The 24896-nt window shown below is 72.2% G+C and carries 22 protein-coding genes; 11 read left to right on the forward strand and 11 right to left on the reverse strand.

Annotated elements, in window-relative coordinates:
- The first annotated feature begins 49 nt into the window (after positions 1 to 49).
- A complete protein-coding gene (locus tag AQI70_RS02300; RefSeq protein WP_079051111.1) occupies positions 50 to 1426 on the forward strand; it encodes a cysteine desulfurase/sulfurtransferase TusA family protein in 1377 nt (458 codons plus the stop codon).
- 69 nt (positions 1427 to 1495) lie between these two features.
- Here the strand turns inward: AQI70_RS02300 and AQI70_RS02305 are convergent, their stop codons facing one another.
- Positions 1496 to 2470 carry a carbohydrate kinase family protein gene (locus AQI70_RS02305; protein ID WP_062143301.1) on the reverse strand — a complete coding sequence of 325 codons (975 nt, stop codon included), beginning with the start codon at positions 2468 to 2470 and terminating at the stop codon, positions 1496 to 1498.
- Positions 2471 to 2600: 130 nt separating this feature from the next.
- Here AQI70_RS02305 and AQI70_RS02310 point away from each other — a divergent pair, with 130 nt between their 5' ends.
- The gene (locus AQI70_RS02310) at positions 2601 to 2810 is read left to right on the forward strand and encodes a hypothetical protein (RefSeq protein ID WP_062143304.1); all 210 of its coding nucleotides are present in this window, start codon (positions 2601 to 2603) and stop codon (positions 2808 to 2810) included.
- 168 nt (positions 2811 to 2978) lie between these two features.
- On the forward strand, positions 2979 to 4802 hold the full coding sequence (locus tag AQI70_RS02315) for a hypothetical protein (protein WP_062143306.1): 1824 nt from the start codon (positions 2979 to 2981) through the stop codon (positions 4800 to 4802).
- Positions 4803 to 4871: 69 nt separating this feature from the next.
- On the opposite strand, the gene AQI70_RS02320 is transcribed toward AQI70_RS02315, so the two are convergent.
- On the reverse strand, positions 4872 to 5228 hold the full coding sequence (locus AQI70_RS02320; RefSeq protein WP_004001854.1) for a HesB/IscA family protein: 357 nt from the start codon (positions 5226 to 5228) through the stop codon (positions 4872 to 4874).
- A 328-nt stretch (positions 5229 to 5556) separates the two neighbouring features.
- On the opposite strand from AQI70_RS02320, the gene nadA reads away from it, so the two are divergent.
- Complete coding sequence (gene nadA, locus AQI70_RS02325; protein ID WP_107116911.1) at positions 5557 to 6741, forward strand: quinolinate synthase NadA; 1185 nt, start codon at positions 5557 to 5559, stop codon at positions 6739 to 6741.
- A 21-nt stretch (positions 6742 to 6762) separates the two neighbouring features.
- Here nadA and AQI70_RS02330 read toward each other — a convergent pair whose 3' ends face one another.
- The 6 genes from AQI70_RS02330 to AQI70_RS02355 form a co-directional block, all read right to left on the reverse strand.
- Positions 6763 to 8994 carry a serine/threonine-protein kinase gene (locus tag AQI70_RS02330; RefSeq protein WP_062143311.1) on the reverse strand — a complete coding sequence of 744 codons (2232 nt, stop codon included), beginning with the start codon at positions 8992 to 8994 and terminating at the stop codon, positions 6763 to 6765.
- A 118-nt stretch (positions 8995 to 9112) separates the two neighbouring features.
- Positions 9113 to 12241 carry an efflux RND transporter permease subunit gene (locus AQI70_RS02335; protein ID WP_062143314.1) on the reverse strand — a complete coding sequence of 1043 codons (3129 nt, stop codon included), beginning with the start codon at positions 12239 to 12241 and terminating at the stop codon, positions 9113 to 9115.
- A gap of 178 nt (positions 12242 to 12419) precedes the next feature.
- Entirely contained in the window at positions 12420 to 13103 is a 684-nt protein-coding gene (locus AQI70_RS02340) for a response regulator (protein ID WP_062143316.1), read from the reverse strand.
- A 100-nt stretch (positions 13104 to 13203) separates the two neighbouring features.
- A complete protein-coding gene (locus AQI70_RS02345) occupies positions 13204 to 14433 on the reverse strand; it encodes a sensor histidine kinase (protein ID WP_425264595.1) in 1230 nt (409 codons plus the stop codon).
- Between the two features lie 126 nt (positions 14434 to 14559).
- A complete protein-coding gene (gene pspAA / locus AQI70_RS02350; RefSeq protein WP_062144968.1) occupies positions 14560 to 14838 on the reverse strand; it encodes a PspA-associated protein PspAA in 279 nt (92 codons plus the stop codon).
- Positions 14839 to 14880: 42 nt separating this feature from the next.
- Positions 14881 to 15672: a PspA/IM30 family protein gene (locus AQI70_RS02355; RefSeq protein WP_279616739.1), complete on the reverse strand. Its 792-nt coding sequence runs from the start codon at positions 15670 to 15672 to the stop codon at positions 14881 to 14883.
- A 296-nt stretch (positions 15673 to 15968) separates the two neighbouring features.
- On the opposite strand from AQI70_RS02355, the gene AQI70_RS02360 reads away from it, so the two are divergent.
- The 3 genes from AQI70_RS02360 (at position 15969) to AQI70_RS02370 (ending at position 18549) form a co-directional block, all read left to right on the forward strand.
- Complete coding sequence (locus AQI70_RS02360; RefSeq protein ID WP_062143321.1) at positions 15969 to 16613, forward strand: DUF3043 domain-containing protein; 645 nt, start codon at positions 15969 to 15971, stop codon at positions 16611 to 16613.
- 83 nt (positions 16614 to 16696) lie between these two features.
- Positions 16697 to 17398 carry a class I SAM-dependent methyltransferase gene (locus tag AQI70_RS02365; RefSeq protein WP_062143324.1) on the forward strand — a complete coding sequence of 234 codons (702 nt, stop codon included), beginning with the start codon at positions 16697 to 16699 and terminating at the stop codon, positions 17396 to 17398.
- A gap of 56 nt (positions 17399 to 17454) precedes the next feature.
- A complete protein-coding gene (locus AQI70_RS02370; RefSeq protein ID WP_062143327.1) occupies positions 17455 to 18549 on the forward strand; it encodes a S1C family serine protease in 1095 nt (364 codons plus the stop codon).
- Between the two features lie 42 nt (positions 18550 to 18591).
- On the opposite strand, the gene AQI70_RS02375 is transcribed toward AQI70_RS02370, so the two are convergent.
- A complete protein-coding gene (locus tag AQI70_RS02375) occupies positions 18592 to 18804 on the reverse strand; it encodes a hypothetical protein (RefSeq protein ID WP_062143330.1) in 213 nt (70 codons plus the stop codon).
- A gap of 112 nt (positions 18805 to 18916) precedes the next feature.
- Here AQI70_RS02375 and AQI70_RS02380 point away from each other — a divergent pair, with 112 nt between their 5' ends.
- Positions 18917 to 20119 carry a bifunctional adenosylcobinamide kinase/adenosylcobinamide-phosphate guanylyltransferase gene (locus AQI70_RS02380; RefSeq protein WP_062143334.1) on the forward strand — a complete coding sequence of 401 codons (1203 nt, stop codon included), beginning with the start codon at positions 18917 to 18919 and terminating at the stop codon, positions 20117 to 20119.
- 96 nt (positions 20120 to 20215) lie between these two features.
- Here the strand turns inward: AQI70_RS02380 and AQI70_RS02385 are convergent, their stop codons facing one another.
- Positions 20216 to 21031, reverse strand: coding sequence for a class I SAM-dependent methyltransferase (locus AQI70_RS02385; RefSeq protein WP_062143337.1), 816 nt, complete (start codon positions 21029 to 21031; stop codon positions 20216 to 20218).
- 228 nt (positions 21032 to 21259) lie between these two features.
- Here AQI70_RS02385 and cobT point away from each other — a divergent pair, with 228 nt between their 5' ends.
- Positions 21260 to 22378, forward strand: a complete 1119-nt coding sequence (cobT, locus tag AQI70_RS02390) for a nicotinate-nucleotide--dimethylbenzimidazole phosphoribosyltransferase (RefSeq protein ID WP_062143340.1) — start codon at positions 21260 to 21262, stop codon at positions 22376 to 22378.
- A 250-nt stretch (positions 22379 to 22628) separates the two neighbouring features.
- Positions 22629 to 23369, forward strand: coding sequence for a hypothetical protein (locus tag AQI70_RS39735; protein WP_062143343.1), 741 nt, complete (start codon positions 22629 to 22631; stop codon positions 23367 to 23369).
- Here the strand turns inward: AQI70_RS39735 and AQI70_RS02400 are convergent.
- The gene (locus AQI70_RS02400) at positions 23267 to 24031 is read right to left on the reverse strand and encodes a hypothetical protein (RefSeq protein WP_062143346.1); all 765 of its coding nucleotides are present in this window, start codon (positions 24029 to 24031) and stop codon (positions 23267 to 23269) included. The genes AQI70_RS39735 and AQI70_RS02400 overlap by 103 nt on opposite strands.
- A gap of 74 nt (positions 24032 to 24105) precedes the next feature.
- Between AQI70_RS02400 and AQI70_RS02405 the strand changes: the two genes are divergently transcribed.
- Positions 24106 to 24885: an adenosylcobinamide-GDP ribazoletransferase gene (locus tag AQI70_RS02405; RefSeq protein ID WP_062144972.1), complete on the forward strand. Its 780-nt coding sequence runs from the start codon at positions 24106 to 24108 to the stop codon at positions 24883 to 24885.
- The last annotated feature ends 11 nt before the right edge of the window (positions 24886 to 24896 follow it).

Here is a 24896-nt window from a genome sequence, read left to right on the forward strand (position 1 = left end):
CCCCGCGCCCCTTTGGGCGTTGCGGCGAGGGGCGGTTTAGCGTTGCTGTGTGGGCTACTTCGACGCTGCTTCCAGTGCTCCTCTTCATCCTGTCGCGCGGCAGGCTCTGCAGGCCTCCCTCGATGAGGGGTGGGCCGATCCCGCACGTCTTTATCGGGAGGGGCGGCGGGCCCGGATGCTGCTGGACGCGGCTCGGGAGGCGGCTGCCGAGGCTGTGGGGTGCCGGGCGGACGAGTTGGTCTTCACCTCCTCCGGGACGCGGGCCGTGCACTCGGGGATCGCGGGGGCGTTGGCGGGGCGGCGGCGGGTCGGGCGTCACCTGATCGTGTCCGCGGTCGAACACTCCTCTGTGCTCCATGCGGCTGATGCGCACGAGGCCGCGGGCGGGTCGGTCACGCAGGTCGCGGTGGACCGTGCGGGGGCGGTGAGTGTGCAGGCGTACGCGGATGCCCTTCGGGCGGACACCGCGCTGGCCTGTCTTCAGTCGGCCAACCATGAGGTGGGGACCGAGCAGCCCGTCGCCGAAGTGGCCGCCGTGTGCCGGGAGGCCGGGGTGCCGTTGCTGGTGGACGCGGCGCAGTCGCTGGGGTGGGGGCCGGTCGAGGGCGACTGGTCGGTGTTGACCGGGAGTGCCCACAAGTGGGGTGGTCCGTCGGGGGTCGGGCTGCTCGTCGTACGGAAAGGGGTGCGGTTCGCCGCGCAAGGGCCCGCGGACGAGCGGGAGTCGGGGCGGGCGGCCGGGTTCGAGAACATCCCGGCGATCGTCGCGGCGGCGGCCTCGCTGCGTGCCGTGCGGGCGGAGGCGGCCCAAGAGGCGGTACGGCTGCGGGAGCTGACGGAGCGGATCCGGGCGCGGGTGCCGGGGCTGGTGCCGGATGTGGAGGTGGTGGGGGATCCGGCGCGGCGGCTGCCCGGGATCGTCACCTTCTCCTGTCTCTATGTCGACGGGGAGACATTGCTGCACGAGCTGGATCGGGCCGGATTTTCGGTTTCATCCGGTTCGTCCTGTACGAGCAGCACGCTGACGCCCAGCCATGTGCTGAAGGCGATGGGGGTGCTGAGCGAGGGGAACGTGCGGGTGTCGCTGCCGCCGGGGACGGCCGAAGAGGATGTCGAGCGGTTCCTGGAGGTGCTGCCGGGGGCGGTGGCCGGGGTGCGGGAGAAGCTGGGGGCGCCGGCCGGGGAGGCGGTCGTACGGGACGACGTCCTGGTCGTGGACTCGCTCGGCAAGCGGTGCCCGATTCCCGTCATCGAGCTCGCCAAGGTGATCGGCGAAGTGCCGGTGGGCGGACTGGTACGGGTCCTCTCCGACGACGAGGCGGCCCGGCTGGACATCCCGGCGTGGTGCGAGATGCGGGGGCAGGAGTACGTGGGCGAGGAGCCGACGGACCAGGGAACGGCGTACATCGTCCGCCGGGTGAGCTGAACGCCCCCGAGGGGTGCGGGGAGCTGACCGGCCGGCCCCCGCGCACCCGTACCCGACGACGGGCCGGAATCAGCCCAGGTGCGCCTGAACGTCCGCGGCGGCCTCATCCCCGTACGCCTTGGTGAACCGCTCCATGAAGTGCGCCCGGCGCAGCTGGTACTCCTGCGTGCCGACGGTCTCGATGACGAGGGTCGCCAGCATGCAGCCGACCTGCGCGGCGCGCTCCAGGGACACACCCCACGCCAGTCCCGACAGGAACCCCGCGCGGAAGGCGTCGCCGACGCCCGTGGGGTCGGCCTTGCGCTCCTCCTCCGGGCAGGGCACCTCGATCGGGTCCTCGCCGGACCGCTCGATGCGGACGCCCCGCGAGCCGAGGGTGGTGACGCGGTGGCCGACCTTGCCGAGGATCTCCTCGTCCGTCCAGCCGGTCTTGGACTCGATGAGGCCCTTCTCGTACTCGTTGGAGAAGAGGTACGTCGCGCCCTCCAGCAGTACCCGGATCTCGTCGCCGTTCATGCGGGCGATCTGCTGGGAGAAGTCGGCGGCGAAGGGAATCGCCCGGGAGCGGCACTCCTCGGTGTGGCGGAGCATCGCCTCCGGGTCGTCGGCGCCGATGAGGACCAGGTCGAGACCGCCGACGCGGTCCGCGACGGTCTTCAGCTCGATGAGGCGGGCCTCGCTCATCGCGCCGGTGTAGAAGGAGCCGATCTGGTTGTGGTCGGCGTCGGTGGTGCACACGAAGCGGGCGGTGTGCAGGGTCTCGGAGATACGGACCGAGCCGGTGTCGACGCCGTGCCGGTCCAGCCAGGCCCGGTACTCGTCGAAGTCGGAGCCCGCGGCGCCGACCAGGATCGGCTGCGTGCCCAGCTGCCCCATGCCGAAGGCGATGTTCGCCCCGACACCGCCCCGGCGTACGTCCAGATTGTCGACCAGGAAAGAGAGCGAGACCGTGTGCAGCTGGTCCGCGACGAACTGGTCGGCGAAGCGGCCGGGGAAGGTCATGAGGTGGTCGGTGGCGATGGAGCCGGTGACTGCGATGCGCACGGCGTGAAGTCTCCTGGGGGGAGGTTTGATTGACAGTCCACGCTACCGTTGGCGACCGGGACTCTGAAGCGGCCAAAACTACCCGATAGTAGATCTTTCTTCACGGCTTCTCCGTGCATACGGTGCCGCTATGACGAAATTCGAGGTCCACGCCTCCGCTCCGGCCGACCTGGAGGTCGACCTGGCGTCACTGCTCGGTGACTGCGCGCGGATGGCTCCCCACTGGGCCGCTCCCGATCGCGTCCTCTCCCGTCCGGTCTCCCCGTCCCTCATCCATGGCGTGACCGTGCCGCCGGAGTCGGCGCGACTGCTGGACGCGATGTCCGACTACGGCGACTGAGCGCACCCCGGTAGCCGAATCGGCGCCTTTGGGGGAACCGCGCGCTCCCCCGCTGCGTCCCATCGCTGTCCCCCGTAAAGGGGATGCGGAATACGACCCGGCACGCCGACCTCTTTGACAGGGGCGGGTCAGGTCAAGGGACATGTGCGCAGCCGAAGGAGCGATGCGGTGAACACCGAGCGACCCGACAATGACGACGTGGCCGCCGACGGCTCCGCCGAGGAACAGGGCGCCCGGGAGCACAAGGGTGCCGCCGGCACCGAGGCTTCCGGCGTCACGGACGTCGAGGCTTCCGGCGTCGCGGACGGCGACACCGGCGCTTCCGACACCGGGACAGAGCAGGCCGCCGTGGACGAGCCGAGTGCCGCGGATGAGCAGGCCGCCGCGGACGAGCCGAGCGCCGCGGACCAGCACGCCGCCGCGGACGAGGGCACCGGACCCGAGAGGGCTGCCGTCGGCGAGCAGGCTGGTGGCGTCGAGGTCGGGGACGCCACTCCTGCTCCCGAAGAGGCGGGAGCCGACGGTTCGGCCCGGCGCCGCTCCCCCGCGATCATCGCCTCCGTCGCCGCCGCCGTACTGCTCGTCGGGGGCGGCGGGGCCTATCTCGCCGCGAACGCGGCCGGGGGGTCGGGCGGCGGTACGGCGTCCGGGGCGACCGGCGGTGACACTCCCCCGCCCCTGCACCTCGACGGTTACAGCGAGGGCGGTACCAACGGCATCGCGCCCGGGGAGCCCAACCCGTACGGCGCCACCTACCGGGCCGACGGGGAGCTGCCGGACGGGCCCGGGTCGGCGCCCGTGTACCGGGCGGGAGGTGAGGTCGGCGCGGACGAGGTGGCCCGGCTGGCCAAGGCGCTCGGGATGGACGGGAAGCCGGTGGCGCAGGGGCAGACCTGGAAGGTCGGGGCCAAGGACGGGGCGGGGCCCAGTCTGCAGGTGAACAAGAGGGCGCCGGGGACCTGGACGTTCTACCGGTACGCCCCCGGCACCGACGACTGCGAGAGCACCACCGTCTGCGCGAAGAAGCCCGGCGGCCAGGCCGGCGACCCGGTGAGCGAGGAGGCCGCGAAGAAGGCCGCCGCACCGGTTCTCAAGGCGGTTGGTCAGGATGACGCGAAGCTCGACGCGAGCCAGCTGATGGGTGCCCAGCGGGTGGTGAACGCCGATCCCGTGGTCGGCGGGCTGCCGACGTACGGCTGGACCACCGGGGTGACCGTGAGCGCCCAGGGCGAGGTGGTCGGCGGGAGCGGTCAGCTGAAGGCGCCGGTGAAGGGGGCCACGTACCCGGTACTGGACGCCGAGAAGACGCTCGGGCTGGTGAACGCGGCGCCGGGGGCCGGCCACCGTATGGGCATCGGGGGCTGCGCCAGCCCCGTACCGCTGAAGGACCGTCTTGAGGCGCCCTGTGGGTCCGAGGCGTCGGCCGGCGCGCCGAAGAAGGAGACGATCACCGTCGAGAAGGCGGTGTTCGGGCTGGCCGCGCACTATGTGGACGCGCGGCAGGCGCTGGTGCCGTCCTGGCTGTTCGAGGTGCGGGCGCCGGGCGCGAAGGACAGCTTCACGGTCACGCATCCGGCGATCGACCCGAAGTACCTGGTCTCGTCGACGCCGTCCGAGGAGCCGCCCGCGCAGCCGAGCCCGCGGCCGACCGGGCCGAAGGACGAGCCCACCGCGGCGCCCGTCACGCGGAACGTGGCCGTGGACGGCTACACGGCCGACGGCCGGGAGCTGACGGTGGCCTTCACGGGCGGTGTGTGCGCCGACTACAAGGTGACGGCGAGCGAGAGCGGCGAGGAGGTGACGGTCCGGGTGACCGAGACCTCGCAGCCGGAGAAGGTCTGCATCCTGATCGCGAAGGTGTTCCACAAGACCGTGCAGCTGGACGAGCCGCTCGGGGACCGGAAGGTCGTGGGCACGGACGGCCAGGAGGTGCCGCTGGAGAAGCCCGGGGCTCGGCTCCCGGACGCGCCGCAGTCGTCCGGGGCCCGGTAAAGGGCCCGCGGATACGGGAAGGCGGCGGCCCCGTCGGAGGGGGTCGCCGCCTTTCTGCGTCGGCTGGGCTCAGCTGAAGGAGTCGCCGCAGGCGCAGGAGCCCGTCGCGTTCGGGTTGTCGATCGTGAAGCCCTGCTTCTCGATGGTGTCGACGAAGTCGATGGTGGCGCCGCCCAGGTACGGGGCGCTCATGCGGTCGGTGACGACCTTCACACCGCCGAAGTCCTTCTCCACGTCGCCGTCGAGGGAGCGCTCGTCGAAGAAGAGCTGGTAGCGCAGGCCGGAGCAGCCGCCGGGCTGGACGGCCACGCGCAGGGCGAGGTCGTCACGGCCTTCCTGGTCGAGCAGGGCCTTGACCTTGGACGCGGCGGCGTCGGTCAGGACGATGCCGTCGGTGACGGTGCTGGTCTCGTCCGATACGGACATCTACATCTCTCCCGGGTTGTACGGAGACTGCTTGCCGACGGTTGCAACCGGCGGGGCCGCGGATTCATTCCGGGCCGGGCGCTTGTCTTTCGGTCCCTCTTCATGCTCGCACACGGCGCACGGAGCGGAAAACGCCTCATCGGGGAATACGCGGGCCCCTCACCGGGATTCATGTCACATCGACGCGATGGCCATCGTCAAACTGACGTGAACCGGTTATGATAGATAGCGTCAATTCGACGAAAAGTCGAAGAAGGTGTCCCGCATGACCCGCCGGGTCCGGATCTTTCCGGTCCCGGCGAGCCGCAGAACAGAAAGGGTGCGTGTCGTGACCACCGCCCAGACCCAGGAGCTCGACGTACAGCCGACGCCCCTCGCCCTGCTGCTCCTCGGCCGTGAGGCCGACCCGAGGAGCGAACGCGGCGTCGAGTGTCCCGGCGATCTGCCCTCGCCGTCCGACCCGGACCTGGTCGAGCGCGCCCGCGCCGCCAAGGAGAAGCTCGGGAACAAGGTCTTCGTGCTCGGCCACCACTACCAGCGCGACGAGGTCATCCAGTTCGCGGATGTCACCGGCGACTCCTTCAAGCTGGCCCGGGACGCGGCCGCGCGCCCGGAGGCCGAGTACATCGTGTTCTGCGGCGTGCACTTCATGGCGGAGTCGGCGGACATCCTGACGTCCGACGACCAGAAGGTCGTGCTGCCCGACCTCGCCGCCGGCTGCTCGATGGCCGACATGGCGACGGCCGAGCAGGTCGCCGAGTGCTGGGACGTGCTGACCGAGGTCGGCATAGCCGAGCAGGTCGTGCCGGTGTCGTACATGAACTCGTCCGCCGACATCAAGGCGTTCACGGGCAAGCACGGCGGCACCATCTGCACCTCCTCCAACGCCAAGCGGGCCCTGGACTGGGCCTTCGAGCAGGGCGAGAAGGTGCTGTTCCTGCCCGACCAGCACCTCGGGCGCAACACCGCGGTCCGCGACATGGGCATGTCCCTGGAGGACTGCGTCGTCTACAACCCGCACAAGCCGAACGGCGGACTGACCGCCGCCGAGCTGCGCGCCGCGAAGATGATCCTGTGGCGCGGCCACTGCTCGGTGCACGGCCGCTTCAGCCTCGACTCGGTGAACGACGTGCGCGAGCGCATCCCGGGCGTGAACGTCCTGGTGCACCCCGAGTGCCGGCACGAGGTCGTCGCCGCCGCGGACCACGTCGGCTCGACCGAGTACATCATCAAGATGCTGGAGGCCGCCCCGGCCGGCTCCAAGTGGGCCATCGGCACGGAGCTGAACCTGGTCCGCCGCCTGGCGAACCGTTTCGCGCCCGAGGGCAAGGAGATCGTCTTCCTCGACAAGACGGTCTGCTTCTGCTCGACCATGAACCGCATCGACCTCCCCCACCTGGTGTGGGCCCTGGAGTCGCTCGCCGAGGGCAACCTCGTCAACCGCATCGAGGTCGACAAGGAGACCGAGGCGTTCGCGAAGCTGGCGCTGGAGCGGATGCTGGCGCTGCCGTAGGCGTGGCCGTAGGCCTGGTGCTCACCCCGGGACGGGTTTCCGGTCGGGGTGGGCCGGGTCGAGGGTGAACACGTCACCGTCCGCGGTGGCCACGACCAGGGCGCCGTTGTGGAGCAGCACCTTGGACGCCGACCAGCCCTGGTTCGTCACCCGCTGGGCGCGCGGCAGGGTCTCCCAGAGCGGCGTGCCCTTCCTCGTGTCCAGGGCGGCGACCCGGCCGCTGGCGCTGCACAGGTAGACCACGCGGGCGCGGGGGTCGTGGGTGACGCCGCTCGGCTGCTCCAGGCTCGTCGGGGTTCGCCACAGCTGCTTGCCCGTGCGGGCCGACACGGCGGTCACCTGGCCGGAGGAGGTGGCGAACCACAGCGTGCCGTCCGCGAACGTCACGTTGCCCTCGACGTCCTCGGCCAGCTCCGTCGAACCGGCGCGACCGGTGTCCGGGTCCACCAGCCGGATCCAGGAGAACGGCCCCTCGTCGCCGCCAGCCGGGCCGACGAAGAGCAGACGGCCCTCGAACATCCCGGCGAGGATGCCGCGGTTGGGCACCGTCAGGCGCCGCGTCGAACCGTCGGCCCGGTCAAGCCCCAGGATCAGCATGTCCTTGCCGACCGTCAGGTGCGGCCCGCACTGGAGGTAGAGCTCCTCGCCGGTGTTCGCCCAGTCGCAGTACTGGCCCTGCGGCAGCGGTGCCGTCCAGCGCTGGGTGCCGGTGCGCGGCGAGCGGGCGGTCACCGAACGGCCGCTGTCGTCCGGGACGATCACAAGGCCGCCGGACAGGTGCGGGCGGACCGACCCGGTGTTCACCGTGCGATGCCAGAGCCGCTTTCCGGTCCCCGAGTCGAGGGCGGCGACCGAGGTCACGACGTCGTCCCCGTCCTCGGGGCGGTACTCCTGCTCGACGAGCACCGCGTCGTCCGCGACACCGAGGAGCGAGAAGAGGTACGACCCCTTGCCCGTGGCGGGCGGCAGCACGTCGGCGCGCCAGACGGCCCGTCCGGTGAGCGCGTCGAGGCGTAGGGGCAGGATCCCGTCGCCCGCGCAGTGGACGGCGCCCTCGTACACCTCGCACTCCGGGCGGCCGGGCATCCCGACGTCATCGACGCCGATCCCCTTCTTCACCCCGTGCGCGGCGGTGGCGTACACCGTCGTCTGCCAGGGCTGCCAGCCGGTCGGCAGGGCCGCCCACCGGGAGGGCGCGGACGTGGCGGAGCCCGCCGCCGTCCGGGTGCCGTCGTCCATCAGTCCGGGCCCGAGCAGCAGGTATCCCGTCAGGCCGAGCGCGAGGGCGCCGACCGTGCCGGCCGTGGCCCACAGCGGGCGTACGCGGCTCCGTCGCCGGCCGTCGGTCAGGGCTCCGGGGCCGGCTGCCGTCTCGGGGCGGGTGCGCACCACGGCCACCTCGTCCGCGCGCAGCGTCACGGTGTGCGAGTCCTCCGCCGTCGCCTCCGGCAGTGCCGTCGCGAACTCCCGCGCCAGTTCGGCGGGTTCGGGCCGGTCCGCGGGCTCCTTGGCCAGGCAGCGCTCCAGGGTCGCGCGCAGCGGCTGCGCCACGCCGTCCAGGGCGGGCTCGTCGTGGACCACCCGGTACGCCGTCAGATAGGGGCTGTCCGCGTCGAAGGGGCCGCGCCCGGTGACGGCGTACACCAGCAGGGCCCCGAGGGAGAAGACGTCCGAGGCGGGGCCGACCGTGCGGGCGTCGGTGAGCTGTTCCGGGGACATGAACGGCGGGGTGCCGATCATCTGGCCGGTCTCGGTCAGGGTGTTGTGGTTCTCGGCGGCGCGCGAGATGCCGAAGTCGATGACGCGGGGGCCGTCCTCGGCCATCAGGACGTTGGCGGGTTTGAGGTCGCGGTGGACGACCCCCGCCCGGTGGATGTCGTGCAGCGCCTCCACCAACCCCAGCGCCAGCTGCCGCAGTTCGGTGCCCCGCAGCGGGCCCCGGTCGCGGATCCGGGCGGCGAGCGAGAGCCCGGGCACGTACTGGGTCGCCATCCAGGGCCGTACCGCCTCCGGGTCGGCGTCCACCACCGGCGCGGTGAAGGCGCCGCTCACCTTGCGGACGGCCTCGATCTCCTGCCGGAAGCGGGTGCGGAAGACCGGGTCCTCGGCGTACTGGGCGTGCACCACCTTGACGGCGACCTCACGGCCGGAGCGCGACCTGCCCCGGTAGACGGCACCCATGCCACCGGCGCCGAGCCGGTCGAGCAGTCTGTACCCGCCGACCGACTTCGGGTCGTCCTTGTGCAGCGGCACGCCCGTTCTTCCTCCCCCGTGCGGCACTTCGAGGCCTCAGGATACGTAACGGCGAAACGGCGGAGGCCGGGTACCGAACCCCGACGGTTCGGTACCCGGCCTCCGCGTGGTGGGACGGTCACACGGACGCGGGCTCCGGCTCGTCCGAGGCCGACGCCGGCTCGGCAGGCGCCCCCGCCTTCTTCGCGCGCTTGGCCGCCCGCTTCTTCGCCCGCCGCTCCTTGCGGAGCTCCAGCATCGCGTACAGCGTCGGGACGAGCAGCAGCGTCAGCATGGTCGAGGTGACCAGGCCGCCGATCACGACCACCGCCAGCGGCTGGGCGATGAAGCCGCCCTCGCCCGTGACGCCCAGTGCCATCGGGAGCAGCGCGAAGATCGTCGCCAGGGCCGTCATCAGGATCGGGCGCAGCCGGTGGCGGCCGCCCTCGATCACGGCCTCCACGACGCCGTAACCCTGCCTGCGGTACTGGTTGATCAGATCGATCAGCACGATCGCGTTCGTCACCACGATGCCGATCAGCATCAGCATGCCGATCATCGCGGGGACGCCCATCGGGGTGCCCGTGGCGACCAGGAGACCGATCGCGCCGGTCGCCGCGAACGGGATGGAGACGAGCAGGATCAGCGGCTGGGCCAGCGAGCGGAACGTCGCCACCAGCAGCATGAAGACGATCGCGATCGCCGCCAGCATCGCCAGGCCCAGGTTGGCGAACGCCTCGTCCTGGTCCTGCGAGACGCCGCCGATCTCGGCCGTCGCGCCCGCCGGGAGCGTCAGGCCGTTGATCTTGGACTGGAGGTCCGCGCTGACCGCACCGGTGTTGTCACCGGTCGGCTTCGCGGTGATCGTGGCGGCGCGCCGGCCGTCGATCCGGGTCATCGAGACCGGGCCGTCCACCAGCTCCACGGTGGCGATGTCGCCCAGCTTCACCGGGCCGAGCCGCAGGTTCCTCAGCTCGTCCAGCGTCCGCGCCGGCTTCGCCGACCTGATGACGATGTCGCGCTCGGTGTCGTCGAGGGTCGCCTGGGCCGCCTTGTTGCCGCGCACCGCCTGGGCGACGGCCATGCCGAGGGTCTGGTCGTCGAAGCCGGCCGCGGCCGCCTTGTCGTTGGCCTTCACCGACACGCGCGGCACGCTCTGCGCGAGGTCGCTGTTCACGTCGGTGACGTCGTCCAGGCCGGCCACCGCCTCGCGGACCTGCTCGGCCGCCTTGCGCAGGACGTCCGCGTCGGCCGCCTTCACGACGACGCTCAGGTCCTGGGCGCCGAAGCCGTCACCGGCCGCGATCGTGGTCGTACCGATGCCGTCCAGCTTCTTCAGGCCCGCCTCGACGCGGTTGTGCACCTCGTCGAACGACGCCGACTCCTCCAGCATCACCTGGTAGGACGCCTGGTTGGTGTCCGTGCCGCCGCCGAAGGCCGCCATGAAGCCGGACGAGCCGACCGTGACCTGGTAGTCCTTGACGCCCTTGGTGTCGGCGAGCAGCTGCTCGACCTTCTTCGCCTGCTCGTCGGTGGCCGCGAGGCTGGTGCCCGGCTTCAACTCCTGCTTGACGGTGAGGACTTCCTGCTCGCCCTGGTCGAAGAAGTTCGTCTTCAGCAGCGGCGCCATGCCGAACGTGCCGACGAGGACGACGATCGCGAGCAGCACGCTGGTCAGCCGGCGCCGCGTCGCGAACCGCAGGACGGGGACGTAGAAGCGCTGAAGCCTGCTCTTCGCCTCCTTCTCCTCCGCCAGGCGCCGCGCCTCCTCGGCGTCCTCCGGCGTGCCCTTCGGGGCGCGCAGGAACCAGTACGACAGGACCGGGACGACCGTCAGCGAGACCAGCAGCGACGCCAGCAGCGCGGCCGTGACCGTCAGGCTGAACGGGCCGAACAGCTCGCCCACCATGCCGCCGACCAGGCCGATCGGCAGGAAGACCGCGACCGTGGTGAGCGTCGACGACGTCACCGCGCCGGCCACCTCACGGACCGCGTTCAGGATCGCCGACTGGCGCTCCTCGCCGTAGCCGAGGTGCCGTTTGATGTTCTCCAGGACCACGATCGAGTCGTCGACGACCCGGCCGATGGCGATGGTCAGCGCGCCCAGCGTCAGCACGTTCAGCGACAGGTCGCGCGTCCACAGCACGATCAGGGCGAGGACGACCGAGAGCGGGATGGAGACCGCGGTCACCAGCGTGGAGCGGATCGACGCGAGGAAGACCAGGATGACGAGGACCGCGAAGAGCAGGCCGAGCCCGCCCTCGGTGGTCAGACCGTCGATGGACTTCTTCACCGCCGGGCCCTGGTCGCTGACGACCGTGACCGTCGCTCCCGTGCCGAGGTCCTTGCGCAGTTCGGGAAGCCTGTCCCGGACCGCGTCGGAGATCGCGACCGCGCTGCCGTCGCGGTCCATGGTGACCGCGACCGCCAGGGACGGCTTGCCGTCGGTGCGCGTGATGGAGTCGGCCGGGGCCTGCTCCTGCTTGACGGCCGCGACGTCACCGAGGCGTACGGGCTTGCCGGCGCCCTGGCCGGTGACCATCAGGTCCTTGATCTGGTCCAGCGAGGTGAAGCCGCCGCCCACCTGGACGGTGCGGTTGGCGCCGCCCTCGTCGAAGGAGCCCGCCGGGACGGTGGCGCCGCCCGCCTGGAGTGCCTGGGACAGTGCCGCCGAGGTCAGGCCCGCCTTCGCCAGCTTCGCGTCGTCCGGGGTGACGGTGACCTGGAGGTCCCGTACGCCGTCGACGGTGACCTGGCCGACGCCGTCGATCTCCTTCAGGTCCGGCACGACGGTCCGGTCGATCCGGTCGGCCAGGGCCTGCTGGTCCGTGTCGGAGGTGACGGCGAGGACGACGGTCGGGATGTCGTCCGTGGAACCGGCGATGACCTGCGGGTCCACCTCGTCCGGAAGCTGGATGCGAGCCCGGTTGACGGCCTGCTGGACGTCGGCGACGAGCTGCTGGGAGTCGGGGCCGTAGTCGAAGGACGCCATGATCACGGCGTTGCCCTCGCTCGCCGTGGAGGTGACGCCGGTGATGCCGTCGACGGCTTCGAGGCTGTCCTCAAGGGGCTCGACGACCTGCTTCTCGACCACGTCCGGCGACGCGCCCTGGTAGGGCGCCAGCACGGACACCATGGGCAGTTCGATGGAGGGCAGCAGCTGCTGCTTGAGCTGAGGTATGGCGATCGCGCCGAAGGCGATCGCGATGATCGACACGAGGCCTATGAGGGCGCGTTGGGCGAGGCTGAATCGGGACAGCCAGGACATGGGTCAGGGTCTCTCTTCTGTGAGCGGCAGAAGTGGGCAGCGGACGTGGCAGGAGCGTCTGTGCGCACATGTGAGCGCCCGCCCTTACACCCTGAGCCATCGGGGAGCCCGTTTTCCTAGGCCCCAGGTCCATTTCCTTATCCGGCGCATACTCCGGCCGCAGTAGCCCGCGCCGAGATCACTCCACCCTTGGACGTACCAGCCCGGACTCGTAGGCGATCACCACGAGTTGGGCGCGGTCGCGGGCGCCGAGCTTGGACATGGCCCGGTTGACGTGCGTCTTCACGGTCAGCGGGCTGACCTCCAGCCGCTCGGCGATCTGGTCGTTGGAGTGCCCGCCCGCGACCTGCACCAGAACCTCGCGCTCCCGGACGGTGAGGGCGTCGAGCCGCTCGGCGCGGGCGGGGTCGCCGTCGTCGTTCGCGGCGTCGCCCTGGGCGAGGAAGCGGGCGATCAGGCCCTTGGTGGCGGCCGGGGAGAGCAGGGCCTCGCCGCCGGCCGCGATGCGGATGGCGCTCAGGAGTTCGTCGGGTTCGGAGCCCTTGCCGAGGAAGCCCGAGGCGCCGGCGCGCAGCGACTGCACGACGTAGTCGTCGACCTCGAAGGTGGTCAGGATGACCACCCGGACATGGGCGAGGGCGGGGTCGGCGCTGATCATGCGGGTGGCGGCGAGGCCGTCGGTGCCGGGCATCCGGATGTCCATCAGGACGACGTCCGCCCGCGCCTCCCTGGCCAGCCGCACCGCCTCGGCTCCGTCGGACGCCTCGCCGACGACCTCCATGTCGGGCTCGGAGTCGACCAGCACCCGGAAGGCGCTGCGAAGGAGGGCCTGGTCGTCTGCGAGCAGGACACGGATGGTCATGCGGGGTCCTCTGTTACGGGGTCCTCTGCGGGGCACGAGGCGGACGGCTTCGTCATACGACAACTTCCGCGGGGCACCCGGGAGTTCCCCGGGCGGGCCATCAGGCGTCTTCCGCGGCGCCGGTGCCGCTCTTGACCGGCAGGATCGCATGGACGCGGAAGCCGCCTCCGTAACGGGGACCGGTGGTGAGGGTGCCGCGCAGGGCGGTGACCCGCTCGCGCATGCCGAGCAGTCCGTGGCCGCCGCCCCCGGGGGTGTCGTCCTCGCCGGCGCCGTCGTCGAGGACGGTGATCTCGATGTTCGGTCCCACCCGGACCACGCTCACCTCGGCCTTGGCCTTGGGGCCCGCGTGCTTCTGCACGTTGGTGAGGGCCTCCTGGATGACGCGGTAGGCGGCCAGGCCGACGGCGGCGGGAAGGGTGGTGTCCTGGTCCGCGCGGGCGACCTCCACGTGGAGGCCCGCGCTGCGGAAGGTGCCGGCGAGTTCGTCGAGGCGGTCGAGGCCGGGCGCGGGCTCGGTGGGGGCCTCCGGGTCGCCGGACTGCCGGAGCAGGCCGACGGTGGCGCGGAGTTCGTTGAGCGCGGAGCGGCTGGCTTCGCGTACGTGCGCCAGGGCCTCCTTGGCCTGGTCGGGCCGCTTGTCCATGACGTGGGCGGCGACGCCGGCCTGGACGTTGACGAGGGCGATGTGGTGGGCGACCACGTCGTGCAGGTCCCGGGCGATACGCAGGCGCTCCTCGGCGACGCGGCGGCGGGCCTCCTCCTCACGGGTGCGCTCGGCTCGTTCGGCGCGCTCGCGGATGGCGGCGACGACGGCTCGCCGGCTGCGGACCGCGTCGCCCGCGGTGGCGCCGATGCCGGTCCAGGCGAAGATGGCGAGGTTCTCCTGGGCGTACCAGGGCAGGGGCCCGGCGAGCATCGCGGAGCCGGTCAGGACGGTCATGGTGAGCAGGCCGACGCGCCAGGTGGTGGAGCGGTCGGTGGTCGAGGCCACGGTGTAGAGGGCGATGACCGCGGACATGGCGACGGGGGCGCGGGGGTCGCCGGTGACGGACTCGACGAGGGAGACGGTGCCGGTGAGGGCGAGCACCGTCACGGGAACGCGGCGGCGGAAGACCAGGGCCGCGGCGCCGAGGGTGATGAGCAGGAGGCTGAGGGCGTCCGGGCTGCGCACGCCCCAGGTCACCCCGTTCTCCCCGTGCGGGTCCACGAACGAGCCGGCCACCATGCAGGCCAGTACGCCGACCGCCAGTGCCGCGTCCAGCGCCATGGGGTGCGCCTTGAGATGACGCCGGACGCGTACCCCTGCGGGGCTCGGAACGGGGGTCAACTGGGGGTTCCTCGTGTTGTGTGCCCGGCGTCGCGGTGCGCGCGTCGCCCGGGGGCTGCCGCCCCCGGACCCCCGCTTCGGCCCTGAACGGGCCTCGTCCTCAAACGCCGGACGGGCTGATACGGCTCAACCCGGGATCAAGCCGTCGTCGCTCAGCAGCTCCCTGACCTCATCCAGCGTCGCGTCCGGCGACGGCAGGATCAGCTCGGACGGTTCCAGGGAGTCGTCGGGCAGGGGCTCGCCCAGTTCGCGGACCGTGGACAGGAGTGCGTCGAGGGTGCGGCGGAAGCCGGGGCCGTCGCCGTTCTCCATTTCCACCAGGAGCTCGTCGTCGAGCTTGTTCAGCTCGGGCAGATGGCTGTCGGACAGCTTCACCTGCCCCTCACCCATGATCCGGACGATCATGTCGCCCATCTCGGCCTCCTCGGCGTGAGCCCCGGCCGTCGGCTACTGCTTGTCGAAGCGCGGGGTGTCCTGCGGCTGCTGCCGGCCCTGCTGCGACTCGTTGCCCGTGCCGCCCTCGATGGCCTGCTGGCCACCGGACGAGCCGCCCGCGAGCTCCGCCTTCATGCGCTGCAGTTCCAGCTCTACATCCGTACCACCGGAGAGCCGGTCCAGCTCGGCCTGGATGTCGTCCTTGTGCATGCCGGACTGGTCGTCGAGGGCACCGGAGGCGAGGAGTTCGTCGATGGCGCCCGCGCGTGCCTGCAGCTGGGCCGTCTTGTCCTCGGCCCGCTGGATGGCCAGGCCGACGTCGCCCATCTCCTCGGAGATGCCGGAGAACGCCTCGCCGATCCGGGTCTGGGCCTGGGCCGCGGTGTACGTGGCCTTGATCGTCTCCTTCTTGGTGCGGAAGGCGTCGACCTTCGCCTGCAGGCGCTGGGCCGCGAGGGTGAGCTTCTCCTCCTCGCCCTGCAGCGTCGCGTGCTGGGTCTCCAGGTCCGTCACCTGCTGCTGGAGGGCGGCGCGGCGCGACAGCGCCTCGCGGGCCAGGTCCTCGCGGCCCAGCGCGAGCGCCTTGCGGCCCTGGTCCTCCAGCTTCGACGACTGCTGCTGGAGTTGGTTGAGCTGGAGTTCGAGGCGCTTGCGCGACGTGGCGACGTCCGCGACGCCGCGGCGCACCTTCTGGAGCAGCTCCAGCTGCTTCTGGTACGAGTAATCGAGGGTCTCGCGCGGGTCCTCGGCCCGGTCAAGGGCCTTGTTCGCCTTCGCGCGGAAGATCATCCCCATACGCTTCATGACACCGCTCATGGGCTTCGCGCGCCCCCTTCTGACGGACTCCAGCTCCAGCACCTGCGACAGAACCCACAGTACGGGCCCTGCATCCATTACCGCACTGTTCGGGGACGGATGCGCTCATCCCCAAGGACGACTGCGTACGCTCCCGCTCCGGCGTAAGGAGTAGGTGACTCCCGGGTGGACTCGTGGGTGTCCACCGGGCGTCTTCCACACGCCTCCCCCGTGGCCGCCGGACGAACCGTCTGCAACGTCCCCTCTGTCCCCCTACGACGACTGGTGTTGCCGGATCGTTCCCCATGCGGCTGGGGTCCATGCCCCGCCACCCCGTACCCTTGGGTTTTGTGTTCCGTAGCCGTGCCAAGGAAGAGAAGGCCCAGGCCGCCGACAAGGCGCCGGTGACCGACTCCACTCAGACCCGTCACCCCGAGGCCCCGAAGGGCCGCCCCACGCCCAAGCGCAGTGAGGCCCAGTCCCAGCGTCGCAGCGTGGCCAACACGTCGACGACGCGTAAGGAGGCCGCCAAGCGGCAGCGCGAGGAGCGCCGGGCCGCGCTGGAGCGCCAGCGCCAGGCGCTGGCCGGGGGCGACGAGCGGTATCTGCCGGCCCGTGACAAGGGTCCGGTCCGCAAATTCGCGCGCGACTTCATCGACTCGCGCTTCAACATCGCGGAGTTCTTCCTGCCGATGGCCGTGGTCATCCTCGTGCTGAGCATGGTCCGGGTGGCGGCGCTGCAGAACATCGCGCTGCTGCTGTGGCTGATCGTGATCGTGCTGATCGTGCTGGACTCCATCGTCACGGGCGTCCGCCTGAAGAAGCGGCTCGCCGAGCGCTTCCCCGACGACAACCGGCGCGGCGCCGTCGCCTACGCGCTGATGCGGTCCCTGCAGATGCGCCGGCTCCGGCTGCCCAAGCCGCAGGTCAAGCGCGGAGAGCGGCCCTGAGCACAACCGCTTTTTCCGGGGGAGCGGCCGACGCCTGGCTGAGCGGGCTGGGTGGGCTGCGTGATGTCGTACGACAGGAGCTGGTGGCCCGGCAGCTCGACGAGCAGATAGTCGGGCGGTTCCCGGTCGGGCAGCGGCTGCGGGTGCTCGACGTGGGGATGGGCCAGGGCACCCAGGCGCTGCGCCTGGCCCGGGCCGGGCATCAGGTGACCGGCGTCGAGCAGGACCCGAAGATGATCGCGGCGGCCCGTGAGGAGCTCGCCGGCGAGCCGGAGGGGATCCGGGAGCGGGTGCGCATCGTCCAGGGGGACGGGCGGGACACCGGCGTGCATTTTCTGCCGGGCAGCTTCGATGTCGTGCTCTGCCATGGCGTGCTGATGTACGTCGAGGATCCTGATCCGCTGGTGGCCGGGCTGGCCCGGATGCTCGCCCCGGGCGGGCTGCTGTCGCTGCTCGTGCGCAACGGCGACGCGCTGGCCATGCGGCCGGGGCTGGCCGCGGACTGGGCGGGCGCGCTGGCCGCCTTCGACACGACCGCCTACCGGAACCGGCTCGGCCGCGACGTACGGGCGGACCGGCTGGCGGAGCTGACCGCGACACTCGCGGGGATCGGGGCGCCGCTGCACGCCTGGTACGGGGTGCGGGTGTTCACCGACACGGCGGCCGACGGGGCGCAGATCCCGGCGGACCTGGAGGCGTTGCTGGCGGTCGAGGAACGCGCCGGGAAGACGGACCCCTATCGCAGTGTCGCGGCGCTGCTGCATCTGTGCGGGGTGCGCGGCTGAGCTCGTTCGGGTGAGCAGCACAGGCCGGACCGTCCCCGCGAAGTGAGACTCGGGGCATGGACACTCGCCCTTCCCGTGCCCTGCGGCCGGTCGTCATGGCCGTCGCCCTGCTGTGCTGCCTCGGTCTCGTCTCCGCCTGCTCGGACTCGCCGCGCGAGGGCTCGCGCGGGCGGGCGGACTCGACCGAGCGGGCCGCGCAGGCCGCCGCCCCGCGGGCGGTCGAGGCGGTCGACGATCTGCAGAACGGCTATCTGAAGGTGATCAGGGACGTGCTGCCGTCGGTCGTGCAGATCCAGGCCAGGAACGACCTGGGCTCCGGCGTGGTCTACGACGGCCAGGGGCACATCGTCACCAACGCCCATGTCGTCGGCGACGAGAGGACCTTCCGGGTCACGACCGCCAACAGCGAGGACGAGTTCACCGCGAGCCTCGTCTCCTCCTACCCGCAGCAGGACCTCGCCGTCGTCAAGCTGGACGATGTGCCGAAGGGGCTGCGGGCGGCGAGGTTCGGGGACTCGTCGAAGATCGAGGTCGGGCAGATCGTGCTGGCCATGGGCTCGCCGCTCGGGCTGTCGTCCAGCGTGACGCAGGGCATCGTCTCGGCGACCGGACGGACCGTCACCGAGGGCAGCGGCGACGGCGGTACGGGCGCGACGATCGCCAACATGGTGCAGACGTCGGCGGCCATCAACCCCGGCAACAGCGGCGGCGCCCTGGTGAACCTAGACGGCCGGGTCATCGGCATCCCCACCCTCGCGGCCACCGACCCCGGCGTCGCGGACAGCACGGCGCCCGGCATCGGGTTCGCGATTCCGGCGTCGACGGTGCGGTCGATCGCCGACCAGATCATCAAGGAGGGCCGGGTCACCGACTCGGGCCGGGCGGCGCTCGGCATCACGGGCCGTACGGTCGTGAACGACGACTACGAGGCCGCGGGCGTGGCGGTCGTCGAAGTGAGCCCGGGCGGGGCGGCCGACAGGGCCGGACTGGAGCCCGGCGACATCATCACCCGGCTCGGTGACACGGACATCACGACCATCACCTCGCTCGCCGAGGCACTGGCCTCCGCGCGGCCGGGCGAGCGGACGTCGGTGACGTACACGCGCAACGGCGGTGAGAAGACGGTCGGTGTGACGTTGGGTGAGCAGTGAGGGGGCGGCGGGGCGAGGGCCCTGGGGCCCTCGCCCGTGCGGTCACGCCTCCGCGGCGTGCAGACTCATCGGCCCGTAGATCTCCGTGGAGTCCTCGAACAGCCGTACCTGGTCCGCACCGCCCTCGAGCAGCGCCTTCCAGTGCTCCCCGATCCAGGACTCGGCGTCCCCCTGGGTGGTGAACTCCTCGGGCTGCACCGCGGGCTGGACCTCCGCCCCGTCGGCCTTCTCGAACCGCCACGTCCATGCCGCCATGTACGCCTCCAAGGTCTCGGCACATGCAGAGCCGAAGCCGGATCTTGGTCCGGCTCCCGCTCTGAGCCTAGTCGGATGGGCGGCACCTGCGCAGACACGCGAAAATCGGTCCGTGGAACTCACTCTGCTCGGCACCGGTGCCCCCGCGGGACTCCCCCGCCCCGACTGTCCGTGCGCGGCCTGTGCGACCGCGCTCGGTGATGACGCGCGGGCGGCGACCGCGCTGCTCGTGGACGGGGCGCTGTTGCTGGATCTGACGCCCGGGGCGGCGTTCGCGGCGGCTCGGGCGGGGCGTTCGCTGGGCGGCGTACGGCAGGTGCTGCTGTCGCATCCGCACGACGGGCCCGCCGTGGAGGTGCCGGCGGGGGTACCGCAGCCGGGACGGGTGCCGGACGGGCGGGAGTTGGCGCTGCTGACGGGGCATCGGGTGCGGGCGGTGGCGATGGACTCGCCGGGCACGGGCTACGCGGTGACCGGGCCGGACGGGCAGCGGCTGCTGTATCTGCCGCCGGGGGGCGCGCCGGCCGGGCTGGAGGAGGGGTCCTTCGGGATGTACGACATGGTGGTCGCCGATGTCGTGGGGCGGCCGGACGCCCTGGCCAAGCTGCGGGCGGTGGGCGCGGTCGGGCCGACGACGGATGTCGTCGCCGTCCATCTGAACCATGACGTGCCGCCGGGTGCCGAGTTGCGGCGGCGGCTGGCCGCGGCCGGGGCGCGGGCGGTGCCGGACGGGGTGACGCTGGTGGTGGGGGCGTACGAGGACGTACCGGATGTGCCGCGGCGGACCCTGGTGCTGGGCGGGGCGCGCTCGGGGAAGTCGGTGGAGGCGGAGCGGCGGCTGGAGGCCTTCCCCGATGTGCTGTACGTGGCGACCGGGGGCAGTCGCAGCGGGGACACCGAGTGGGCGGCGCGGGTCGCCGCGCACCGGGAGCGGCGGCCGGGGTCGTGGCGTACGGCCGAGACCTGCGATCTGGTGCCGCTGCTGGCCGAGGACGGGGCGCCGTTGCTCATCGACTGTCTGTCCCTGTGGCTGACGGACGCCATGGACGCCGCCGGGGCGTGGGACGACGCGGTGTGGGCGGACGGCGGCGAGCGGGCACTGAGGGAGCGGGTGCGGGAGTTGACGGAGGCGGTGCGGGCCACTCGGCGCAGTGTCGTCGCCGTGTCCAACGAGGTGGGGTCGGGCATCGTGCCGGCCACGGCGTCGGGGCGGCGGTACCGGGACGAGCTGGGGCGGCTGAACGCGGCGTTCGCCGCGGAGTGCGAGCAGGTCGTGCTGGTGGTGGCGGGGCAGGCGATGGTGCTGCGCGGCTAGGCCCCGTCGTTTGGATCATCCCGGCGTCGCGGGGCTGATCCGGACGACAGGGCCTGGGCGCTGCGCCGGCTGCGGCCGGTATCCGGCGGCAGGGCGTCAGGCCGGTGCGGTCGGCTCCTTGCGGGCGATGACGCGGTACGCGTTCGACAGGGGGGTGTGGCGCAGTACGGGTGCCAGGACGAGGTCGAGCGCCCAGGCCGCGGCGATCAGGGGCGTGCCCAGCAGTGCCAGGAACGGGGACAGCAGGGTACTGAGCACCCGTGAGGTCGTGACCGCGAAGTCGTACGGGGTGTGCGCGGTACGGTCCGTCGAGATGATCGTGCAGCCCTGGGACTCCAGCTCCTGGCGGAGTGCGTTCAGGGGCAGCAGGTGCAGATGGCCGGGCCCGCTGTGCGGGGTCCACCACTTGCCGAGCAGCAGGGCGAACGGGCTTCGCGGATTGGGCAGTTCGAGGAGCAGGTGGCCGCCCGGGCGGAGGACGGTGAGGGCGGCGCGGAGCTCGGCACGGGGGTCCGGGGTGTGTTCCAGGTGGCGGAGCATGCTGACGACGTCGTAGCGGGCGCGCAGCCGGGCCGTGACGCGGGGGTCCGTGAGCCGGCCGACGTGGGCCTCCTCCACCCGTTCGGCCACGCGGGCGTGCAGGACACGGGGGGTCGGGTCGAGGCCGTCGAACGCCGTGTACGGGAAGAGTTCCTTCGCCGCCTCCGGGAAGCGGCCGTCGCCGGTGCCCACGTCCAGCCAGCTCTCCGGCTCGGGGAAGGGGAGCGCCGCGCGGGCGGCGGCTCTCAGGCGGCGGGGCGGGGCCTGCCGGGCGAGCCACAGGTACCGGGGGACGTAGGTGTGCTCCCGGCATGCGGCGAGGGTGAACGCGCAGAGGGCGGGGCGTCGTTCGGAGGGGACGGTCGCGGTCATGGGCGGCTCCCGGGCGCGAGGGCGTACGGCGGGGGCGTCCGCCGGGGCATACGGCGCGGCTTACGGCGGGACGGTGCGAGCATGCCCCGACAATCCACTGCAAAACGGAACGTATGGGATGCCGATCTTGGGTGCAACGACGTCGCGCCGATGTGGTGGTCACGTGGCGGGGCCCGTGGGGGCCATGTGGCGCCGTTCTGTTCGACCGGTGCCGGTACTGTTCGGCGAATGAGCTCGCTGAATCTCGACGACTTCACTGATCTGATCGAGCGCCCCGACGGCGGGGTGCGCCGGGACGCCGAGGCACGCCGTGAGCGTCAGATCGTGCCGCCCGGCGCGCTGGGCCGCCTCGACGACCTGGGTGAGTGGCTTGCCGCGGCGCAGTCCGCCGTGCCGGTGCGGCCGGTCGAACAGCCGCGGGTCGTGCTGTTCGCCGGTGACCACGGCGTCGCCGAGCTGGGCGTCTCGGCGCGACCCGCGGGCGGCGCCGGGGAGTTGGTGCGGGAGATCCTTGAGGGCGGCCGGCCCGTGTCCGTGCTCGCGCGGCGGCTCGGGGTCGCGGTGCGGATCGTCGACATGGCGCTGGACTGCGATCCGGAGTCGCTGCCGGAGGCGGTCGTACGGCATCGGGTGCGGCGCGGCAGCGGCCGTATCGACATCGAGGACGCGTTGACCCTGGAGGAGGCCGAGGCCGCCTTCCGGGCCGGTGTGGCGGTGGCCGACGAGGAGGCCGACTCCGGTACGGATCTGGTGGTGCTCGGCGATGTGAGCGTCGGCGGGACCACGGCGGCCGGGGTGCTGGTCGCCGCACTGTGCGGAACCGACGCGTCCGTGGTCACCGGGCGGGGCGGGGTGGCCATCGACGACCTCGCGTGGATGCGCAAGTGCGCGGCGATCCGGGACGCCCTGCGCCGGGCCCGGCCCGTGCTCGGGGACCAGCTGCAGCTGCTCGCGACGGTGGGCGGGGCGGACCTCGCCGCGATCACCGGGTTCCTGCTGCAGAGCGCGGTGCGGAAGATGCCGGTCGTGCTCGACGGGGTCGTGGTCGCCGCCTGCGCGCTGGTGGGGCAGCGGATCGCGTTCCGGGCGCCGGACTGGTGGCTGGCCGCGCACGACAGCGGGGAGCCGGGCCAGGCGAAGGCGCTGGACCGGATGGCCCTGGAGCCGCTGCTCGACCCGGGCGTGAAGGTCGGGGAGGGCGCCGGGGGGCTGCTGGCGCTGCCCCTGGTCCAGGCCGCGGCCGCGCTGGCCGCGGAGCTGCCGGAGAAGCCAAAGGCATCCCAGGCACCGGAGGACGAGGCGCCGGAGGACGAGGAGCCGGAGGACGAGGAGCCGGGGCAGGAGTAGCCCGCCGCCAGGGGGCCGACAGGGGACAGGCGACAAACGACAGGGGACAGGGGACAGGCGACAGCGAAAGGGCGGTTTGCCCGAGCCTCACCCATATGATCCCTGTTCGTGGGACATGTCCGAGTCGGCCTCCTGAGGCGCGGGCGGGAGAGCGAGATCACGAAGGGGCCGCTCAACGCGGCCGGCCTTCGCTTCGTCTTCGGGGGTACGTGTCGTAAGCCGCCGAAGTCGCCCAAGTGAGGTCCTCCGCATGAACACCCTCGGCCGCCTGGCCCGCGCGGAGTGGGGGGCGTTGTTTCTCGCCCTGCGGGGGCCGTTGGCGGCACGGCGGTGGCGGGCCGTGCCCATGACCATGGGGGCCGTGTGTCTGACCGGGGCCCTGCACTTCGTGCACAACCAGGACTGGGGCTACCAGGCCGTGCAGAATCTCGGGGCCGTACGGGCCGAGGATCCCCTGTGGCTGGCGATCGTACGTACGCCGTTGTCCCTCTTCGTGCCCGCCCTCGACCTGCCGGTGTGGGGTGCGCTCGCGCAGATCCTGCTCGTGTTCGGGATCGCCGAGATCTGCCTGGGCTGGTGGCGGACCCTCGTCATCGCCTACGTCGCCACGCTCGCCGGAACCCTGTACGCCCGCGTGGGCATCGCCCTCGGCCCGGACAATCCGGTCGGGCTGCCCGGCTCGGACGCGCAGGTCGTGGACACGGGCCCGTCGGCGGCGGTGGTGGGCCTCGCCGTGTTCCTCGGATGGCGCTACGGCGCCTGCGTTACGGCCGGTGCGGTGATCGCGGCGATGGTGGTCGAGGTGGTGCTGAAGGAGAACCTCGCCGGGAAGGAGCACCTCGCGGCGATCGCGGCCGTGCTGGTGCTGTGCGCGGTGGCGCAGCTGCGTCAGCGGCGGTCGGCGGTGCGGTCGGGCTCCGCGTCCGGCTTGCCGCCCAGCCACTCCTCGAAGGCGCGCCGGGGGCCCGCCCAGCGGCGGTCGTGGCGGTAGGCGCGCAGGCTTGACCGGGCGCGGGCGCGCGGGCGGCGGCGGTAGAAGCGCTTGGCCCACGGGGAGTCGGGGCGGGCCAGGCGGATGGCGCCGATCAGAGCGATGACCGGCACGATCACGCCGAAGATCGCGGTGCGGGCCTTTCCCTTGCTGAGCGCGACGAGGGAGAAGAGGAAGTTCACCCCGGTGTTGAGCAGGACGGTGCCCCTGCTCTGCACCTCGTCCTCGTCGAGGTCGTTGACCCCCAGCGGGGAGAACCCCGCGAGCAGCAGCCCCACCAGGGCCGCGGTGAGGACGACCATCTCCACGCTCTTGCGTCCCGCCTCGCTCCAGTACACGTCGTCGAGGTGCAGGATCAGCGCGAACTCGTCGAGGACCAGCCCCGCGCCCATGCCGAAGATCACCGCGAAGACGGCGGCGCCGAAGCCGTACCGGCTGCTGGACACCGCCCCGAAGCCCCCGACGACGGTGAGGACGACGCCCGGCACCACGTGGTGGACATGGACGGCGCCGGTCTCGATGTTGCGGAAGGGCCCCTTGCCCGCGCGGATGAGGCGGGTGATGACGCGGGTGACGAGGAAGGTGACCACGAAGGCGGTCAGGGCCAGCAGCAGGGGCAGTTTGCCCGGTTCGATGATGTTGCGTTCCAACCAGTGGCCCATGGTGTTCAGTGTGTGCGGGCCAGGGGTGGGCCGCCCCGCGGGTGCGGCGTCCGGGCTACCCTGCCGACGTGTTCATGACCCCGCCGTCGCTCCACGGTCTGCGTTTCGCCTTCGGCACCCTGAGCGTGCTCCCCGTCAGGGTGAGCCGGTGGGACCGGGCGACGGCACGCGGGGGGATGCTGTGCGCCCCGCTCGTCGGGGTGGTCCTCGGCTGCGGTGCCGCCCTCGTCGCTCTGGTGCTGCTGTTCCTCGGCGCCGGCCCGCTCCTCGCCGCCGTCGCCGCGGTCGCCGTCCCCGCCGTGCTCACCCGGGGACTGCATCTCGACGGGATCGCCGACACCGCCGACGGGCTCGGGAGCGGTAAGCCCGCCGAGGACGCGCTGCGGATCATGAAGCAGTCGGACATCGGGCCGTTCGGGGTCATCACCCTGGTGTTCGTGCTGCTCGCGCAGGTGGCCGCGCTGTCCCGGCTGTTCGGCGACTCCTGGGCCCGCGGCGCCCTCGCCGCCGTCGTGTCGGCCGTCGCCGCCCGGCTGGCGCTCACCCTCGCCGCGCGGGCCGGCGTGCCCGCCGCGCGGCCGGAGGGGCTGGGGGCCGCGGTGGCCGGGGTGGTGCCCGTACGGGGTGCGCTGGCCGTCGCCCTGGCCGTGACCGGCGTCGCCGCCGCGGCGGGAGCGCTGTTCGGGACGTACGGCATCGCCCGCACCGCCCTCGCGGTCCTCGCCGCGCTCACCGTCGCCGAACTCCTCCTGAGGCACTGCACCCGCCGCTTCGGCGGCGTCACCGGTGACGTGTTCGGCGGCCTCGCGGAGACGGCGGCGACGACCGTGCTCGTCGTGCTGTCACTGGGCTGACACCGGGCCGG

Source organism: Streptomyces curacoi (genome assembly GCF_001513975.1).
GTDB classification, from domain to species: domain Bacteria; phylum Actinomycetota; class Actinomycetes; order Streptomycetales; family Streptomycetaceae; genus Streptomyces; species Streptomyces curacoi.

Coding starts and splice junctions, on each gene's coding strand:
- AQI70_RS02310 (WP_062143304.1), top strand. CDS start 2,601: ATGACGAAATTCGAGGTCCACGCCTCCGCTCCGGCCGACCTGGAGGTC.
- AQI70_RS02320 (WP_004001854.1), bottom strand. CDS start 5,228: ATGTCCGTATCGGACGAGACCAGCACCGTCACCGACGGCATCGTCCTG.
- AQI70_RS02335 (WP_062143314.1), bottom strand. CDS start 12,241: ATGTCCTGGCTGTCCCGATTCAGCCTCGCCCAACGCGCCCTCATAGGC.
- AQI70_RS02340 (WP_062143316.1), bottom strand. CDS start 13,103: ATGACCATCCGTGTCCTGCTCGCAGACGACCAGGCCCTCCTTCGCAGC.
- pspAA (WP_062144968.1), bottom strand. CDS start 14,838: ATGATCGTCCGGATCATGGGTGAGGGGCAGGTGAAGCTGTCCGACAGC.
- AQI70_RS02355 (WP_279616739.1), bottom strand. CDS start 15,672: ATGAAGCGTATGGGGATGATCTTCCGCGCGAAGGCGAACAAGGCCCTT.
- AQI70_RS02360 (WP_062143321.1), top strand. CDS start 15,969: ATGCGGCTGGGGTCCATGCCCCGCCACCCCGTACCCTTGGGTTTTGTG.
- AQI70_RS02370 (WP_062143327.1), top strand. CDS start 17,455: ATGGACACTCGCCCTTCCCGTGCCCTGCGGCCGGTCGTCATGGCCGTC.
- AQI70_RS02375 (WP_062143330.1), bottom strand. CDS start 18,804: ATGGCGGCATGGACGTGGCGGTTCGAGAAGGCCGACGGGGCGGAGGTC.
- AQI70_RS02385 (WP_062143337.1), bottom strand. CDS start 21,031: ATGACCGCGACCGTCCCCTCCGAACGACGCCCCGCCCTCTGCGCGTTC.
- cobT (WP_062143340.1), top strand. CDS start 21,260: ATGAGCTCGCTGAATCTCGACGACTTCACTGATCTGATCGAGCGCCCC.
- AQI70_RS39735 (WP_062143343.1), top strand. CDS start 22,629: ATGAACACCCTCGGCCGCCTGGCCCGCGCGGAGTGGGGGGCGTTGTTT.
- AQI70_RS02400 (WP_062143346.1), bottom strand. CDS start 24,031: ATGGGCCACTGGTTGGAACGCAACATCATCGAACCGGGCAAACTGCCC.
- AQI70_RS02405 (WP_062144972.1), top strand. CDS start 24,106: ATGACCCCGCCGTCGCTCCACGGTCTGCGTTTCGCCTTCGGCACCCTG.